The 17214-nt window shown below is 60.8% G+C and carries 16 protein-coding genes; 4 read left to right on the plus strand and 12 right to left on the minus strand.

Translation table 11 applies throughout. From position 1 onward, the window contains the following. Nucleotides 1-121: 121 nt before the first annotated feature. From plsX to C9383_RS04820, 3 genes are read right to left on the minus strand one after another with little or no spacing between them, the layout of a single operon-like run. The gene (gene plsX, locus C9383_RS04810) at nucleotides 122-1132 is read right to left on the minus strand and encodes a phosphate acyltransferase PlsX (RefSeq protein WP_090369099.1); all 1011 of its coding nucleotides are present in this window, start codon (nucleotides 1130-1132) and stop codon (nucleotides 122-124) included. A 4-nt stretch (nucleotides 1133-1136) separates the two neighbouring features. Continuing rightward, nucleotides 1137-1319 carry a 50S ribosomal protein L32 gene (rpmF, locus tag C9383_RS04815; protein WP_003179396.1) on the minus strand — a complete coding sequence of 61 codons (183 nt, stop codon included), beginning with the start codon at nucleotides 1317-1319 and terminating at the stop codon, nucleotides 1137-1139. 13 nt (nucleotides 1320-1332) lie between these two features. Continuing rightward, complete coding sequence (locus C9383_RS04820) at nucleotides 1333-1863, minus strand: YceD family protein (protein ID WP_090369098.1); 531 nt, start codon at nucleotides 1861-1863, stop codon at nucleotides 1333-1335. A gap of 105 nt (nucleotides 1864-1968) precedes the next feature. On the opposite strand from C9383_RS04820, the gene C9383_RS04825 reads away from it, so the two are divergent. Beyond that, nucleotides 1969-2547, plus strand: a complete 579-nt coding sequence (locus C9383_RS04825) for a Maf family protein (protein WP_090369096.1) — start codon at nucleotides 1969-1971, stop codon at nucleotides 2545-2547. Between the two features lie 132 nt (nucleotides 2548-2679). Here C9383_RS04825 and C9383_RS04830 read toward each other — a convergent pair whose 3' ends face one another. Genes C9383_RS04830 through rluC form a run of 3 tightly spaced genes read right to left on the minus strand, consistent with a single transcriptional unit; the run spans nucleotide 2680 to nucleotide 5293 of the window. After that, entirely contained in the window at nucleotides 2680-3663 is a 984-nt protein-coding gene (locus C9383_RS04830; protein WP_060756310.1) for a S49 family peptidase, read from the minus strand. Nucleotides 3664-3684: 21 nt separating this feature from the next. Then, nucleotides 3685-4347, minus strand: a complete 663-nt coding sequence (locus tag C9383_RS04835; RefSeq protein ID WP_090369094.1) for an HAD-IA family hydrolase — start codon at nucleotides 4345-4347, stop codon at nucleotides 3685-3687. Then, nucleotides 4334-5293, minus strand: a complete 960-nt coding sequence (gene rluC, locus C9383_RS04840) for a 23S rRNA pseudouridine(955/2504/2580) synthase RluC (RefSeq protein WP_060756312.1) — start codon at nucleotides 5291-5293, stop codon at nucleotides 4334-4336. The genes C9383_RS04835 and rluC overlap by 14 nt, the downstream gene beginning before the upstream one ends. Nucleotides 5294-6061: 768 nt before the next feature. Between rluC and rne the strand changes: the two genes are divergently transcribed. Further along, entirely contained in the window at nucleotides 6062-9226 is a 3165-nt protein-coding gene (gene rne, locus C9383_RS04850; protein WP_174554032.1) for a ribonuclease E, read from the plus strand. A gap of 244 nt (nucleotides 9227-9470) precedes the next feature. Here rne and C9383_RS04855 read toward each other — a convergent pair whose 3' ends face one another. The 3 genes from C9383_RS04855 to C9383_RS04865 all read right to left on the minus strand — a co-directional run bounded on the left by C9383_RS04855 (nucleotide 9471) and on the right by C9383_RS04865 (nucleotide 12521). Continuing rightward, nucleotides 9471-10061: a nucleotidyltransferase family protein gene (locus C9383_RS04855; RefSeq protein ID WP_090369090.1), complete on the minus strand. Its 591-nt coding sequence runs from the start codon at nucleotides 10059-10061 to the stop codon at nucleotides 9471-9473. Further along, nucleotides 10058-11044 carry an XdhC family protein gene (locus tag C9383_RS04860; protein WP_090369088.1) on the minus strand — a complete coding sequence of 329 codons (987 nt, stop codon included), beginning with the start codon at nucleotides 11042-11044 and terminating at the stop codon, nucleotides 10058-10060. The genes C9383_RS04855 and C9383_RS04860 overlap by 4 nt, the downstream gene beginning before the upstream one ends. A gap of 145 nt (nucleotides 11045-11189) precedes the next feature. Continuing rightward, nucleotides 11190-12521 carry a dicarboxylate/amino acid:cation symporter gene (locus tag C9383_RS04865; protein ID WP_060756317.1) on the minus strand — a complete coding sequence of 444 codons (1332 nt, stop codon included), beginning with the start codon at nucleotides 12519-12521 and terminating at the stop codon, nucleotides 11190-11192. A gap of 340 nt (nucleotides 12522-12861) precedes the next feature. Between C9383_RS04865 and C9383_RS04870 the strand changes: the two genes are divergently transcribed. Beyond that, nucleotides 12862-13860, plus strand: coding sequence for an AraC family transcriptional regulator (locus C9383_RS04870; RefSeq protein WP_060756318.1), 999 nt, complete (start codon nucleotides 12862-12864; stop codon nucleotides 13858-13860). Nucleotides 13861-13977: 117 nt separating this feature from the next. Here the strand turns inward: C9383_RS04870 and C9383_RS04875 are convergent, their stop codons facing one another. Genes C9383_RS04875 through C9383_RS04885 form a run of 3 tightly spaced genes read right to left on the minus strand, consistent with a single transcriptional unit; the run spans nucleotide 13978 to nucleotide 16325 of the window. After that, the gene (locus C9383_RS04875; protein WP_090369085.1) at nucleotides 13978-15324 is read right to left on the minus strand and encodes an ATP-binding protein; all 1347 of its coding nucleotides are present in this window, start codon (nucleotides 15322-15324) and stop codon (nucleotides 13978-13980) included. After that, entirely contained in the window at nucleotides 15321-15998 is a 678-nt protein-coding gene (locus tag C9383_RS04880) for a response regulator transcription factor (RefSeq protein ID WP_060756320.1), read from the minus strand. Before C9383_RS04880 ends, C9383_RS04875 begins: the two co-directional genes overlap by 4 nt. Before the next feature lie 18 nt (nucleotides 15999-16016). Next, nucleotides 16017-16325, minus strand: coding sequence for a hypothetical protein (locus C9383_RS04885; protein ID WP_060756321.1), 309 nt, complete (start codon nucleotides 16323-16325; stop codon nucleotides 16017-16019). Nucleotides 16326-16461: 136 nt separating this feature from the next. On the opposite strand from C9383_RS04885, the gene C9383_RS04890 reads away from it, so the two are divergent. After that, the gene (locus tag C9383_RS04890; protein WP_090369083.1) at nucleotides 16462-17178 is read left to right on the plus strand and encodes a 4'-phosphopantetheinyl transferase family protein; all 717 of its coding nucleotides are present in this window, start codon (nucleotides 16462-16464) and stop codon (nucleotides 17176-17178) included. The last annotated feature ends 36 nt before the right edge of the window (nucleotides 17179-17214 follow it).

Consider the following 17214-nt stretch of genomic DNA (forward strand, 5'->3'; position numbering starts at 1 on the left):
AGCCCCTAATGATCTGGTCGTCAAAAAATGGTCGCTCCTACGGTGGGAACGAACGAAACTGACAGATTGGATGGTCAATTGAACTGGCCGGTCACATTTAAGCATTCCCGGGCCGATTCGCCTAAGACAACAAATCCTCAAGCCGGCCGTGCAAACGCTGCGGCAGGTTTTCCTGGATTTCGATCACCGCACGCGCAATCGCACTTTGAAAGCCTTCCACCCCCGCCGAGCCATGGCTTTTCACCACGATGCCCTGCAAACCGAGAAAGCTGGCGCCATTGTGCCGTGCCGGGGCCAGGTCAGCCTGCAAGCGGCGCATCAACGGCAACGCCAGGGCGCCGACCACACGCGACGCCAGGTTTCGCCTGAACAACGCTTCAATACGCGCGGCGATCATGGTCGCCAGGCCTTCGCTGGATTTAAGCAGGATATTGCCAACAAACCCATCGCATACCACCACATCCGCTTCGCCCCGGTACAAACCATCACCTTCGACAAAGCCGATGTAATTCAAGCCCCGCGCGCCCTGCAGCAACGTAGCCGCCAACTTGACCTGCTGGTTGCCCTTGATGTCTTCGGTGCCAATGTTCAGCAGGGCCACCCGCGGCCGGGCCACGCCCAGCGCTTCGGCGGCCACCGCGCCCATCACGGCGAACTGGAACAGGTGCTCGGCGCTGCAATCGACGTTCGCGCCCAGGTCCAGCAACTGGCAATAGCCCTTCTGCGTCGGAATTGCCGCCACCATCGCCGGCCGATCAATACCGGGCAGCGTCTTGAGCACATAGCGCGACAACGCCATCAAGGCCCCGGTGTTCCCCGCACTGACACAGGCTTGCACCTTGCCATCGCGTAACAGCTCCAGGGCCACCCGCATCGAGGAATCAGGTTTGCCACGCAAGGCGGTCGCAGGCTTTTCATCCATGCCGATGGTTTCGCTGGCCGGCGTAATCGTCAGGCGCGCGCGATCCACTGCCGGATGGCCAGCAATCAGTTCTTCAAGTAAGGAGGGTTGACCGACGAGGGTCAGGTGCAGCGAGGGCGTAGCAGACAGGCTGGCAATGCAAGCCTGAACAATGCTGCGGGGACCGAAGTCCCCGCCCATTGCGTCAATCGCGATGACTTGAGCAGACAAGTGATTACTCGTCAGCGCCCTTGTCGATCACTTTACGGCCACGGTATACGCCTTCTGGCGATACGTGGTGACGCAGGTGAACTTCACCGGTGGTCTTTTCTACGGACAGGGTGCTTGCCTCGAGAGCGTCGTGCGAACGGCGCATGTCACGGGCGGAGCGGGATTTTTTGTTCTGCTGAACAGCCATAATTGATTAACTCCTAAACGTTTGGGTCACGCTTTAACTGCGCCAATACACTGAACGGGTTGGACCGCGTTACCTCGTCCTCGCTCGGTTCGGGCTCGTCATCGAGGCCCGCCGGCTGCTGGCATTCTTCCGGATGATGAGCAGGCACAATGGGCAAGGCGAGCAAAAGCTCCTCCTCGATCAGTGCATGCAGATCCAAAGGATCTTCGCCCAGTTCCAGCACGTCATAACCTTTCGGCAACGACTGGGTATTCGCACCCTCCTTCACCACGGCATAACTGCACTCGCTGTGGATCGGCAGGGTGACCAGCTCAAGACAACGCTGGCAAACCATTTTGACTTCGGTGTCGATAAAACTGTGGATTACCACAGCCTTACGCTCATCTCGTTCAAAAACGAATTTGGCCTGCACCGTACCGACAGTGTCGGAAAGCGGGTCGCAGAGTCTCTCCAAATCGGCCAGCGGCAATTCACCTTGAAGGGAAGTGCCACGATCTGCCAATTTGCGCGGGTCAACGTGAGGTGGAATCGGGTCATTCAACATAGGCGCAGCATTATAGGGATGCACCCAGCCATGTCAAAGGAAATTCAGCCCTGTGCGTCAGCCGGTCGCCCCGCTAGAATCGGTGACTGCCTTGAGGAGACGTCCATGCTGCCTTTATTACTCGCATCCAGCTCGGTTTATCGCCGGGAATTGCTGAGCCGACTGCACCTGCCGTTCATCTGCAGCTCGCCGGATATCGACGAAACCCCTCACGCAAATGAGTCCGCCATGGCGCTGGTCAAGCGCCTGGCCGAAGACAAGGCCCGCGCCCTCGCCACTACCCACACAGGGCACCTGATCATCGGTTCGGACCAGGTAGCCGCGCTTGACGGCCAGATCATCGGCAAACCGCACACCTTCGAGAAGGCTCGCGAACAGTTGCTGGCGGCCAGCGGCAAGCGCGTCAGCTTCCTCACCGGCCTGGCGCTGCTCAACAGCCAAACCGGGCAGTGCCAGGTGGATTGCGTGCCGTTTACCGTGCACATGCGTGTCCTGGACGCTGAGCGCATCGAACGCTACCTGCGGATCGAGCAGCCGTATGACTGCGCAGGCAGCTTCAAAGCCGAGGGTTTGGGCGTGAGTTTGTTTCAGAGCACAGAAGGGCCGGATGCGACAAGCTTAGTGGGCCTGCCGCTGATCCGACTGGTGGATATGCTGCTGGCCGAAGGCGTACAGATCCCCTGACAACACCACAAAACCACTGTGGGAGGGGGCTTGCTCCCGATTGCAGCGGGTCAGCTACAAATAAAGTGACTGATACACCGCTATCGGGAGCAAGCCCCCTCCCACATTTTAAGCTGCATACACCTGGAGGTATCAGCGCAAAGTCGGGCCCTGGAAGCCCATATACAAGGCCAGCTTCTCCGCCACACTGGCACCGAGCTTCTTGGAGAACCGATCGAACGGCGATTCTTCAACCGTGAAATCTACCAACTCCTTCTCGCCCACCACATCCCGCGCCACCGAACTGGCACTGCCCAACCCATCGATCAAGCCCAGCGGCAACGCCTGCTCGCCAGACCATACCAACCCGGAGAACAACTCCGGATGGTCTTTATCCTTCAGGCGATCACCACGCCCCTGCTTCACACTGGCAATGAACTGACGATGGGTAGTGTCGAGCACGCCCTGCCAGAACTGGGTTTCATCGGCTTTTTGCGGCTGAAACGGGTCCAGAAACGCCTTGTGCTCACCCGAGGTATAGGTGCGACGCTCCACCCCCAGCTTCTCCATGGTGCCGACAAAGCCGTAACCGGCAGCCGTCACACCAATGGAGCCGACCAGACTGGCCTTATCGGCGTAGATCTGATCAGCGGCGCTGGCGATGTAATAAGCACCCGAGGCACCCAGGTCGGCGATCACTGCGTACAGCTTGGTATCCGGATGCAGCGTACGCAGGCGGCGAATCTCGTCATACACGTAGCCTGATTGCACAGGGCTGCCACCTGGGCTGTTGATGCGCAGGATCACGGCCTTGACCTTGGGATCTTCGAACGCAGCGCGCAGGCTGCTGACAATGTTGTCGGCGCTGGCCGACTCCTTGTCGGCTATCACCCCACGCACTTCGATCAGCGCAGTGTAGTGACTGCCACGGGTAGCGCTCTTTTCCACGTCCATCAAAGGACTGAACAGCGCCAGCATGGCGAGCAGGTAAACAAAGGTCAGCAATTTGAAGAAAATACCCCAACGCCTTGAACGACGCTGCTCCTGGACACTGGCCAGCAGCGTCTTCTCCAACAGCTTCCAGCTTTTATCGTCGCTGCTTTCGGCCTTTTCGGGCGCTTTCCACTCGTCACTCATGCCATCAACCCCAGCAAAGACTTATCGGGCCCGACTGAGCCAGGCCTGCAATTCAGAAAAATGATCAATCATCAGCCTCGGCTCGTAGGGCTGCAAGGCCTCGGCCGACTGGGCACCATAGCTGACGGCCACACTGTCCATCCCGGCATTGCGCGCCATCATCAAGTCGAAGGAAGCATCCCCCACCATCAACGCCTGGCGCGGCGCTACACCACAGTGAGCCAGGATCTGCTCCAGCATCAGAGGGTGAGGCTTGCTGGCAGTTTCATCCGCAGCGCGGGTGATATCGAAATAATCCTCAAAGCCATGGGCCTTGAGCACACGATCGAGCCCGCGCCGGGCCTTGCCGGTCGCCACGGCGAGGTGATAGCCCTCGGCGCGAAAGGCCTCGAGGGATTGCCGCACGCCATCAAATAGCGGCGAAGGCTGCGCCTCCAAGGCAATATAATGATCGGCATAGTGCTGGCGAAACGCGATCAGTTCTTGATCGTCGATCTCCGGATACAACGTGCGTATCGCTTCAGGCAAGCCCAGGCCGATGATGCCCTTGACCGCCAGGTCGCTGCACAGCGCGAAGCCGGAACGGGTCGAGGCCATGTGCATGGACTCGACAATGCGGCCAATGGAGTCAGCCAGCGTGCCATCCCAATCGAAGATCAGCAGCTTGTAGTCAGGGTGCGGCACTCAAACGCTCCACGGTCTGGGCCCACATCTCGTCGACCGGCGCCTGCAGCTTCAGCTCGCCACCGTCCGGCAGCGGCACGGTCAGCATGTAGGCGTGCAGGAACAGGCGCTTGCCGCCCAGGTCGCGGATTTCCTTGGAGAAATCTTCGTCCCCGTACTTGGTGTCACCCGCAATACAGTGGCCCGCGTGCAAGGTATGCACGCGAATCTGGTGGGTACGCCCGGTCACCGGCTTGGCCTCGACCATGGTGGCGAAGTCGCCGAAACGGCGCAGCACCTTGAACAGAGTCAGCGCCTCCTTGCCCTCCTCGTCCACTTCGACCATCCGTTCGCCAGAGCGCAGATTGCTCTTCTGCAACGGCGCCCGGACGCTCTTGAGGGAGCTGGCCCAGTGACCGCGCACCAGCGCCATATAGCGCTTGTCCACACCGTCACCCCGCAGGGCGGTGTGCAAGTGACGCAACATGCTGCGTTTCTTGGCGATCATCAGCAGGCCGGAGGTGTCACGGTCCAGGCGATGAACCAGTTCCAGCTCCTTGGCATCCGGGCGCAACTGACGAAAGGCTTCGATGACCCCGAAATTCAGGCCGCTACCACCGTGGACCGCAATGCCACACGGCTTGTTGATCACGATCAGCTTGTTGTCTTCGAAGACAATCGAGGCTTCCAGGCGCTGCAACAAACCCTGGGCCAACGGCACAGGTTCGTCACGCTCCGGCACGCGAACCGGCGGCACACGGACGATATCGCCCGCCTGCAGCTTGTACTCGGGCTTGATCCGGCCCTTGTTCACGCGCACTTCACCTTTTCGCAAGATGCGGTAAATCAAGGTCTTGGGCACGCCTTTGAGCCTGGCCAGGAGAAAATTGTCGATGCGTTGGCCGGCATATTCCGGCGAGACCTCAAGCAGCTGGACGCTGGGGGTCTGGGGGGCGGTAGTCGTCATGGCGGCGATGATAACAATTTTTTATGGAATTGAAGCACTTAATCATTACTGCTATAGTCGCGAACGCCGCCAAAAGCGGCCTGGCCAGAGGACTTGCGGCAAACTGCCGGCCCTGACCATCGCAATTCATCAGGACGCGAGGCCGTCCTACGGGGCTTTCGCCACGTTGGAAGACTCGGGATTGTAACAAGCGCAGGTGACATGAGGCCTGAAGCGAGTGCAGAAAGCAGAGTGAATACTCGCGTTTTGCGCCGATATTTACGGCCAGTTCACAAAGTGCAGTCAGTCTTGAGCCAGACCATGGCGAATGCTTCGGAAATAACGCCTGTTAAGAGCTGAGTGAGAGCGCAATCGCCCACACCCAGTCCTGTTTAGCCATGAGCGTGAACTCCCCATTGGAGAACACGGTAAATGCCAACCCGCTGCGGATTCTGCGCGCGGCAGCACCCGAATTATCAGGGATACGTGTAGGGTGGAGATGCACAACCGTCGGACCGTGTAGCACTAGGCTTATATTTAGACGCTTCATCTCGTCCACAGTCGCCGGTTGATTCCTCCTCCTGACCTTAGCTTTTGTTGAAGTGGTGCCTTTGTCACCACCGCTAACAAGCAGGACGCGTCCGTCGCGATACCGGCCCAATTGGCTGGTGTTTGCTGGACACTGGAGTGGCCAACCACTCTTGACGCACCTGACACCGACCGTGAGAAGTCGTGTGTGCCGAACGCCGTTTCCGGCAGCCCGGAAACCGACGGTACAACATGAAAAGAATGCTGATTAACGCAACTCAACCCGAAGAGTTGCGTGTTGCACTGGTAGATGGCCAACGCCTCTACGACCTGGACATCGAATCCGGTGCACGCGAGCAAAAGAAGGCCAACATCTATAAAGGCCGTATTACTCGCATCGAACCAAGCCTTGAGGCTGCCTTTGTCGACTTCGGCTCCGAGCGCCACGGCTTCCTGCCCCTCAAAGAAATCTCCCGCGAATACTTCAAGAAAGCTCCTGAAGGCCGCGTGAACATCAAGGACGTCCTGAGCGAAGGCCAGGAAGTCATCGTCCAGGTCGAGAAAGAAGAACGTGGCAACAAGGGCGCCGCCCTGACCACCTTCATCAGCCTGGCCGGCCGTTACCTGGTCCTGATGCCGAACAACCCACGTGCCGGCGGCATTTCCCGTCGCATCGAAGGCGAAGAGCGCAACGAACTGCGTGAAGCGCTGAACGGCCTGATCGCCCCGGCCGACATGGGCCTGATCGTGCGCACTGCCGGCCTGGGCCGCAGCAGCGAAGAAATGCAGTGGGACCTCGACTACCTGCTGCAACTGTGGACCGCCATCAAAGAAGCGTCCCTGGATCGTTCCGCGCCGTTCCTGATCTACCAGGAAAGCAACGTGATCATCCGCGCCATCCGCGATTACCTGCGCCAGGACATCGGCGAAGTGCTGATCGACAGCGTTGAAGCCCAGGACGAAGCCCTGACCTTCATCCGCCAGGTGATGCCGCAGTACGCCAGCAAGATCAAGCTGTACGAAGACAGCGTGCCGCTGTTCAACCGTTTCCAGATCGAAAGCCAGATCGAGACCGCCTTCCAGCGCGTGGTCGAACTGCCTTCCGGCGGCTCCATCGTGATCGACCCGACCGAAGCCCTGGTGTCCATCGACATCAACTCGGCGCGCGCCACGAAAGGTAGCGACATCGAAGAAACCGCCCTGCAGACCAACCTGGAAGCGGCTGAAGAAATCGCCCGCCAGTTGCGCCTGCGTGATATCGGCGGCCTGATCGTGATCGACTTCATCGACATGACCCCCGCCAAGAACCAGCGCGCCGTGGAAGAGAAAGTCCGCGAATGCCTGGAAGCTGACCGCGCCCGCGTACAGGTCGGCCGCATCTCGCGCTTCGGCCTGCTGGAAATGTCCCGTCAGCGCCTGCGTCCGTCCCTGGGCGAAAGCAGCGGCATCGTCTGCCCGCGCTGCAACGGCACCGGCATCATCCGTGACGTTGAATCGCTGTCCCTGGCGATCCTGCGCCTGATCGAAGAAGAAGCCCTGAAAGACCGCACCGCCGAAGTCCGCGCTCAGGTGCCGATCCCGGTCGCCGCATTCCTGCTCAATGAAAAACGCAACTCGATCACCAAGATCGAACTGCGCACCCGTGCCCGTATCGTGATCCTGCCGAACGATCACCTGGAAACGCCGCACTTCGAAGTGCAGCGCCTGCGTGACGACAGCCCGGAAGCCCACAACAACCAGTCCAGCTACGAAATCGCGGCTGCCGCTGCCGAAGTGGAAGAAGTCCAGCCGGCTGCCGCGACGCGCACCCTGGTTCGCCAGGAAGCTGCCGTGAAGACTGCACCGGCGCGTGCCAATGCACCGGTTCCAACTGAAGCGGCTGCCCCGGTTGCCGCTCCGGCCGCCCTGCCTGAGCCGAGCCTGTTCAAAGGCCTGGTGAAATCGCTGGTCAGCCTGTTCGCCACCAAGGAAGAGCCTGCTGCTCCGGTTGTGGTTGAAAAACCGGCCACCGAACGTCCGGCGCGCAACGAAGAACGTCGCAACGGCCGCCAGCAGAGCCGTAACCGCAACGGTCGTCGCGATGAAGAGCGCAAGCCACGCGAAGAACGTGCACCGCGTGAAGAACGCGCGCCACGTGAAGAGCGTGCACCTCGCGAAGCCCGTGAAGAAACCCCGACCGTAGCCCGCGAAGAACGCGCACCGCGTGAAGAGCGTGCACCGCGCACGCCACGTGCACCGCGTGAAGATCGCAAGCCACGTGGCGAGCGTGAAGAACGCGTGCGTGAACTGCGCGAACCGCTGGACGCAGCGCCAGCCGCTGCCGCTGCCGGTGCTGCGGTCGTCGCCGAAGAGCGCCCGGCTCGCCAGCCACGTGAAGAGCGTGCGCCTCGTGAGGAGCGACAACCACGCCCACCGCGTGAAGAGCGTCAACCGCGTGCCGAACAAGCCGCTGCCGCCAGTGAAGAAGAAGTCCTGAACGGCGAAGAGCAACTGCAGGAAGACGGCCAGGACAACGCCGAAGGCGATCGTCCACGCCGCCGCTCCCGTGGCCAGCGTCGTCGCAGCAACCGTCGTGAGCGTCAACGCGATGCCAATGGCAATGTGATCGAAGGCTCGGAAGAAGCCGGCGAGAACGCCGAAGCCGCTACCAGCGAGCCGACTGGCGCCGAACTGGCTGCCGGCCTGGCCGTGACTGCTGCGGTTGCCAGCTCGGTCATCAGCGCACCTGCTGAAGCCCAGGCTCACGAACAGGCTGAACGCGCAACTGCTGCTGTTGAAGAAACTGCGGTTGTAGAAGCACCTGCTGCCCAGACCCCAGTGGTTGAAGCGCCGGTTGTTGAAGCACCTGTCGTTGAAACCCCAGTCGTAGAAGCACCAGTAGTCGAAGCCACTACCCCAATCGAAGCTCCGGTTGTTCCGGAAGTGGAAGTTGCCCAGGCTCCTGAAGCCCAGCCAGAAGCTGAAGTGGCGGCTGTTGAGCCGACACCTGTAGCTGAGCCTGAGCCAGTGGTCGAAGCTGCTGTTGAAGCTCCGGTTGTCGAAGCGGCTCCGGAAGTACGAGAAGTTCGCGAAGAACAGACCGCCTTCCAATGGACTGCCGAGCCAACTGCTCCGGTTGAAGCGCCAACGCCTGCCACTGCGGTAGAAGAAGCGTCGGAACCGGTTGCCGAAGTCGTGGCTGCCGAGCCAGCCCCAGTGGTTCAACCTGCTCCGGTCGTAGAACCTGCAGCAGTGGTTGAGGCGCCGGTAGCTGCCGAAGTGGCTGCCCCTGTGGTTGAAGCCGCACCGGTCAGCGCCCTGACCGAAAACGGCCGTGCACCGAACGACCCACGTGAAGTGCGCCGTCGCCGCAAGGAAGCTGAGGCCGCCGCAGCAGCTGCTGCCGCAGCACAGGAAGCAGAGCACGAGAGCAAACCTCTCGCCTGATTCCAGCCGCCACAAGAAAGCCCCGCCTGAGTGATCAGGCGGGGCTTTTTTATGTGATCTGTCCCGTCCTGAATAAGGCTTAACGCGGTCATTGTGGGAGGGGGCTTGCTCCCGATGGACTGCGTAGCAGGCCCATTTTTGAGGCCGCTGCGCGGCCTATCGGGAGCAAGCCCCCTCCCACAGGTTATTCATCGTCTGCTCTATCGCTTAACTGACAGGCATTAGAGCTTGCCCCCTCCCACACTCAGATCGGCTTGAAGTTCAAGGATTGCGGAACATCGACATCCCAGAGCACACCCGGGTCTTCAACCGCCACTTCGCTGACCAACGCGTGCGCAAACAATGATCGTCCTCCACGATCACCGGTCAATGCCATCAGCTCAAGCCCAAATGCCTGGTCAAACGCTACAGGATGCCCATACCGCCCATCCTGCACCGGCACACGGATACCGCCCGCCTCCAGCCCCTCGATCACCCGCTCAATGCTCGAGGGCCGAATAAACGGCATATCTCCCAGCACCACCAGCCAGCCATCCGCCGCACCGCTGGCCGCAACCGCCGCGGCAATGCTGTCGCCCATGCCCGCCGATTCCAGCAACACGACTTTGCAACCCTGCGCCTCGGCCAACCGAATGACCTCCAGGCGCTCCGGCGAGGTCACCACCCAACGCTCAACGAGCGTCGCCGGCAGGTTCACCAGCACCTGCTCGAGTACCGGCCGCGTCACGCCATCCAATCCGCTGCAATCGGCCAGCAGCTTGTCCTGGTCGGCACCGGCTTCGGCACGGAAACGACTGCCCTGCCCTGCCGCCAGTACAATTGCCGTCACCGTCACTCGGCGACCACCGGCAGCGGCTTTTTCTGCATCGGCGCAACACCGTTCTTGATTGCGACGACTTCAGCCATCAGCGACAAGGCAATTTCAGCAGGCGTGTGGCTACCGATATGCAAGCCGATCGGTCCATGCAAGCGCGCAATCGCCTCGGCCGTCAGCCCGAGCGCCGCCAGGGTTTCCCGGCGCTTCTGGGTATTGACCCGCGAGCCCAGCGCGCCGACGTAGAAGGCATCGGAATTCAATGCCGTCAGCAACGCCATATCATCCAGGCGCGGGTCGTGGGTCAGGCAGACGATAGCTGTGCGCTCGTCGGTCTGAATGTTCAGTACCGCCTCATCCGGCATGCCCGGCACAAACCGACCATGCTGTTCTTCCCAGCCGTAGACGAACTCTTCACGCGGGTCGCAGACCAACACTTCGAAATCCAGCAAGCGCGCCATTTGGGCCACGTAGCGCGACAACTGCCCGGCACCGATCAACAGCAGGCGCCAGCGCGGGCCATAGATGGCGCGCAGGCGCTCCCCGTCAAATGTCACCACATCCGTTTTGCTTGCGCTGCCGAGGGTCACAGTACCTGTGGCCAGGTCCAGCTCCCGGGCGACAATCTGATGGTCCTCACAACGCGCCAGCAGCTGTGCAACCCATTGCCAGTCGCCTACCCGTTCTTCGGTCAGGCGCAACGTGCCACCGCACGGCAGGCCGAAGCGCGCCGCCTCATCACGGGTCACCCCGTATGTCACCAACTGCACGGGTGGGCCATCTTCCGCCAGGCGACCATCTTGCAGGCGCGCAATCAGATCATCCTCAATGCAACCGCCGGACACCGAGCCGATCACGACCCCGTCGCCCCGCAATGCCAACATCGCCCCGGGCGGACGCGGTGCACTGCCCCAGGTCTGGACCACGCTGTACAACACCACCCGCTGCCCGGCGCGACGCCATTCGAGCACACTGCGCAGGACATTCAGATCCACGCTATCCATCCAACCTCCTGCCGGCCTTACAACGATTACTCACCCAATCACTGTAAAGCAAAAGCCTCCAGAGTGGCCGGCCACAAACGCAAACGCCCCGAAACAGTCGGGGCGTTTGTGGAGGGCTTCGGCGTCAGTTCACGCCAGCAGCGAATTACTTGATGACAGGAGCAGGGCCTTCGGCCACACCCAGGTCATCTTCCGGACGGGTATCGGAGATACCGGTACCACCGGACGCCAGCTCGCTCTGCAGCTTGTCGGTGTCCAGCTCCTTGACCCACTTGGCGACAACGATAGTGGCAACGGCGTTACCGACCAGGTTGGTCAGGGCGCGCGCTTCGGACATGAAGCGGTCGATACCCAGGATCAGTGCCAGGCCGGCAACCGGCAGGTGGCCGACGGCCGACAGGGTGGCGGCCAGTACGATAAAGCCCGAACCGGTCACGCCCGCGGCGCCTTTGGAGGACAGCAACAGCACCAGCAGCAGGGTGATCTGGTGGGTGATATCCATGTGGGTGTCAGTCGCCTGGGCGATGAACACGGCAGCCATGGTCAGGTAGATCGAAGTACCGTCGAGGTTGAAGGAGTAGCCGGTGGGGATCACCAGGCCGACTACGGATTTCTTCGCGCCCAGGCGCTCCATCTTGATCAGCATGCGTGGCAGCGCGGATTCGGAAGAGGAAGTGCCCAGTACGATCAGCAGTTCTTCACGGATGTAGCGCACCAGCTTCAACACGCTGAAACCGTGGGCGCGGCAGATGGCACCCAACACCACCACCACGAACAGGACGCAGGTGATGTAGAAGCAGATCATCAGCTGACCCAGTTGCACCAGGGAACCTACACCGTAGGCACCGATGGTGAACGCCATGGCACCCAGGGCACCAATTGGCGCGAGCTTCATGATCATGTTGATGATGTTGAACATGACGTGGGCGAAGCGATCGATGAAGTCCAGCACCGGCTTGCCGTAGGCACCCAGGCGATGCAGGGCAAAACCGAAGATCACCGAGAACATCAGCACTTGCAGGATGTCACCGTTGGCAAAGGCGCCGACGATGGTGTTCGGAATCACATTGAGGATAAAGCCAACCACGCTCTGGTCTGCACCGGCAGTCACGTAGGCCGCGACTTTCGAGGCGTCCAGGGTAGCCACGTCGATGTGCATGCCGGCGCCCGGTTGCACAACGTTGACCACGACCAGGCCGATCAGCAGGGCGATGGTGGAAACGATTTCGAAGTACAGCAGCGCGTAGCCGCCGGTTTTGCCGACCGATTTCATGCTTTGCATGCCAGCGATACCGCTGACAACGGTGCAGAAGATGATCGGGGCGATGACCATTTTGATCAGCTTGATAAAGCCGTCACCCAGTGGCTTGAGCGCCACGCCGGTCTGCGGGTAGAAATGACCGAGCAAAATACCGATAACGATTGCAACGATCACCTGGAAATACAGGGATTTGTACAGTGGCTGACGAGTCGTCATTGCAAAGTTCCTCAATCGTCCCGTGTAGCAAATATCCGCCATTGCCCACGACACTTGAATTGCGAACCCTCCTGCACTGGAGGGATTTGTTGTTTGCGAGGCTGGTAGAACCTGGCCTGCGCTGCCATCTCTTATCGCAAACGCCGTGCCACTTTCTGCAAATCCGCTGAAGACCCTTAGACATCAGGGCTGGGCGCGTTCAGCCTTCCCTTGCGCGCCGTGAACAAGTGGCGGTTTTCCGCCATGCAGCCAAATCCCGTCCTACAATTTGGCGGATATCCGCCTTGTCGCCCCACCCGGTGATGGCTAACATCCGCCACTCCATGGACGAGGCCCTCACATGCGTGAACGCACCATCGCCAGTCACTACGCCCGAGCGGCCCTGGTCGGTGCCCGTCGGGCGGGCTATGACTACTCGGCCCTGCTGCAACAGGTGGGCATTACCCCTGAGTTGCTGACCGAGCCCCGCGCCCGCATTGCGCCGGAACAATTTACCCGGCTGTTGCAGATGCTCTGGCTGGAGCTCGACGACGAGTACCTGGGGTTCGCTGAAGGTTCGAGTAAACGCGGCACCTTCGCCATGATGTGCCACGCGCTGATTCACTGCCGCACACTGGAGAAGGCTCTGGAACGCGGTTTATTATTTTATAGCTTATTCCCACAGGGGCCGCGCTGGCATCTGACAAGAGAAGGCGACATGGCTCGTCTGAGCCTGGATGACTCACAGCTGTGGGACCCGGATCACTTCCTGAGCGAATGCCTGCTGGTGATCTGGCATCGCCTGGGCAGTTGGTTGATCGGCCAGCGAATCCGGTTGCATCAGGCGACGTTCCACTACCCGATGCCGGCCCATGCAGGCGAATATGACTTGCTCTTCCCCTGCCCTCAGGTATTCAACGCACCGAGCAGTAGCCTGGTATTCCCCTGCCGCTATTTGAGCCTGCCCTTGCTGCAGGACGAACGTACGCTCAAGCATTTTCTGCAGCGCTCGCCCGCAGACTTGCTGTCACGACCGGACGAAGGCGACAGCTTGAGCAGCCAATTACGCCGCTTGTTAAGCCGTGACCGCACGCCTTGGCCGGACTTGGAGGCCGTGGCGCAGCACCTGCACATCAGCCCGCAGACCCTGCGCCGACACCTGCGCGAGGAAGGCACCAGTTTCCAGGCACTCAAAGATGAGTTGCGGCGAGACATCGCCATTTATCACTTGGGGCGGGCCAATCTGTCGCTGCAGGAAATCGCCGAGCAGTTGGGGTTCTCCGAACCGTCGGCGTTTCATCGGGCGTTCAAGAAGTGGACGGGGCTCACGCCAGGCGCCTACCGGGCGCAGGAAAATTAAGGTGGCGCCAGTACTGACGCCATCGGGAGCAAGCCCCCTCCTACCCTTGAATGTGTTCACAAATCAAAATGTGGGAGGGGGCTTGCCCCCGATGAGGCCAGTTCGGCCACCAAAAAATCACACAGCCGGGAAGTGAATCTTGAACGCCGCGCCACCCAGCGCCGAATCACCCAAAGTCAGGCGTGCGCCGTAACTTTCGATAATGTCCTTGACCACCGCCAGCCCAATGCCCTGCCCCGGATGCTGACGGTCCAGCCGTTCGCCCCTTTGCAGAATCCGTGCGCGCTGATCCGGTGGCACACCGGGGCCATCGTCCTCGATACATAGCTCAGTGCCGGCAAGACTTTCTACCAGGCTGATACGCACTTCGCTCAGGCACAGGCGATAGGCGTTTTCCAGCAGGTTACCGAGCATTTCGAGCAGGGCGCCTTTCTCGATGGGCACATAACCCTCGTCCGGCAAGTCGAAGGACACGGTAACGCGCTTGTCGCGGTACACCTTGCCCAGTGTGTCGCAGAGGCTTTGCAGCACCGGCGCAAGATGCACCTGGTGGCGCACCAGGCCACTTTTGCGCAGGCTGGCACGTTGCAGCTGGTAGCCGATCTGCTGGCTCATACGTTCAATCTGCGATTGTAGAACCATGGCCTGGCCACGTTCTTCGGGACGCTGCGCCATGTCTTCACTCACGCCCTGCAATACCGCCAGCGGGGTTTTCAGGCTATGGGCGAGGTCGTCGAGGGAATCGCGGTAGCGGGTACGCTGCTCACGCTCGCTGTGCAGCAACCGATTGAGGGAGCCGGTGAGGCGCAACAGTTCGCGTGGGTGTTCTTCGGTGAGGCTTTCGCGCGTGCCACTTTCAATCTGGTCCAGCTCCTGGCTCAGGCGTCGCAGGGCTTGCAGCCCCCACGTCAAGCCCAGCCAGAGCAAGGTCAACAGCACCAGCAAGGCCGCGCCGAAGCCCAGGTAGAGGTTTTCCCGCAGTCCCTCAAGGGTCAGTTGATATTCGCGTACCGGTTGTAACGCGACGATGCTGAACGCGGCACTTTTGCCTCCCAGCAGCTTGACCTCGACGTCATACACGAAGAACTCCTGGCCACCGGCTTCGCGGATACGCGCAAATTCGTTGCCACGCCCATCGTAACGCGGCCGGTAGTTGATGTTTTCTTCCTGGGTTGCCCGCGACCGCCACACCAGATGGCCTTCGCGGTCATAGATATAGCCCAGCAGCCGGCTGTCGGTGAGGTTGAAACGCTCATCGGGCAACTGCGCGGGCATCAGCAAGCGGTTGTTTTCGACGCGTGCCGCAGAAATCAGGGTGGTCACATCCGACGCCAGGCGCTGCTCGATGGAATCCTGCAACGCCAGGCTGAAAGCGCCTTGCATGGCGGGCAACAAGCCCAACATAAACAGCACGGCCAGGGTCGCGGCCGCCAGCATCAAGCGCACACGTAGCGAGCGAATCAACGGCAGCGCTCATTGAACAGGTAACCCAAGCCGCGCACGGTATCGATCGGCTTGAACCCCGCCGGGCCTTCCAGCTTGCGACGCAGGCGGCCCACCAACACTTCGATAACGTTCGGATCACGCTCGTCATCATCGGGATAGAGCTGCTCCATCAGGCGATCCTTGGCGACCACCTGCTGATGGTGGCGCATCAAGTACTCGAGAATACGGTACTCATAAGCGGTCAACGCCAAGGGTTGCTCATCCAGGGAAGCCTGTTTGCGGTTGAGGTCCAGCAACAGCGGCCCCGCCACGATCGTGGACTGGGTGAAACCACTGGAGCGGCGCAACAGGGCATTCATGCGCGCCTCCAGTTCTTCGAACTGGAATGGCTTGACCACATAGTCGTCGGCACCGGCGGCCAGGCCTTCGACCTTGTCCTGCCAGTTGCCCCGGGCCGTGAGGATCAGGATCGGGAAACTCTTGGCCTGGGTGCGCAATTGGCGGATCAGGTCCAGGCCGCCCATGCCGGGCAGGCCGAGGTCGATGATGGCCAGGTCGTGATTGAACTGGCCAGTCTGGTACAAGGCTTCTTCGGCATTGGCCACGGCTTCGACCACATGCCCACTGTCGGTCAGGCGGGTCAACAGGTGATGACGCAACAGCGCCTCATCTTCCACCACCAGCAATTTCATAAGGCTCTCCAAGGCGATTCAACTGTCCGACAGAGGGATATCATAGCGGCCCTGCAGGTCTTGCGGGCGCAGTTTAATGCCATTGTATTGGCCCGTCAGGTGTTCATAGCCGGTGCGGTAACCCGGCTGCGGGGCAGTCTGCCCCAGCGACTGGCCCCACGGCGCAGCCTGGCTGCCTGCGTCGTCGAAACTGACACGGTGGATCAGGTTGCCGGACTTCTTGGTTTTCTCGCCGCCGAACGCGGCAAAGGAGCCGTCCGCAGCCTGCACTCCGGCAGTGGCGCTGAGCATGGTTAAGGCCAACAGCAGCTGTTTGATCGCAGTCATGGGGTTACCTCTACGCGTTTGGCTATGGGTGCCAGACTACGCAGGCGCCCCTGAACTCCCCCTGAACGGGCTCTGAACCGCACCTGAACCGTTGCGGGCTATCCACTGGTGTGCCAACTGAAGCAAAATACCGCCCATGACGCCCCTACCCGCTTGCTGCACCCCGCTCGATGCACATTGGCCCCTACCCGAACCCTTGCCGGATACGGTGTTTCTCAGCACCCGCTTCGACCCCACCTTATTAAAGGCCGGCGACTTCCAGCGCAGCGCCGTGCCGCCACCGGCCAGCATCCAGCGCTCGGTGGCCAAGCGCCAGGCCGAGTTCCTTGCCGGCCGGCTGTGTGCGCGTACGGCGTTGCAACAACTGGATCAGCTCGATTGCGTCCCGGCCATCGGCGAAGACCGGGCGCCGGTGTGGCCAGGGCATATCAGCGGCTCCATCACCCACAGCACCGGACATGCAGCCGCCATCGTCGGGTACAAGGCGCAATGGCGTGGGCTGGGGATGGACCTGGAGAACCTGCTGAGCCTGGAGCGGGCCGAGCGCCTGGCCGGGGAAATTCTCACCGCCGATGAACTGCAACGCATGGCCGCCCTGCCGCGTGAGCAGATCGCTCGGTTGGTGACGCTGACGTTCTCGCTCAAGGAAAGCCTGTTCAAGGCGCTCTACCCGATTGTGCAGCAGCGTTTCTACTTTGAGCATGCCGAGGTGCTGGAGTGGTCCGAAGCCGGCCATGTGCGCTTGCGCCTGCTGACGGACCTGTCGGCCGAGTGGTGCCACGGCAAGGTATTGGAGGGGCAGTATGCGGTGGATGGGGATCAGTTATTGAGCCTGGTGGCTATCGGCGCTTGATAGGGCGCTATCGGAAGCAAGCCCCCTCCCACAGGA

Origin of the sequence: Pseudomonas palleroniana (assembly GCF_003031675.1) — a bacterium.
Taxonomy (GTDB): domain Bacteria; phylum Pseudomonadota; class Gammaproteobacteria; order Pseudomonadales; family Pseudomonadaceae; genus Aquipseudomonas; species Aquipseudomonas palleroniana.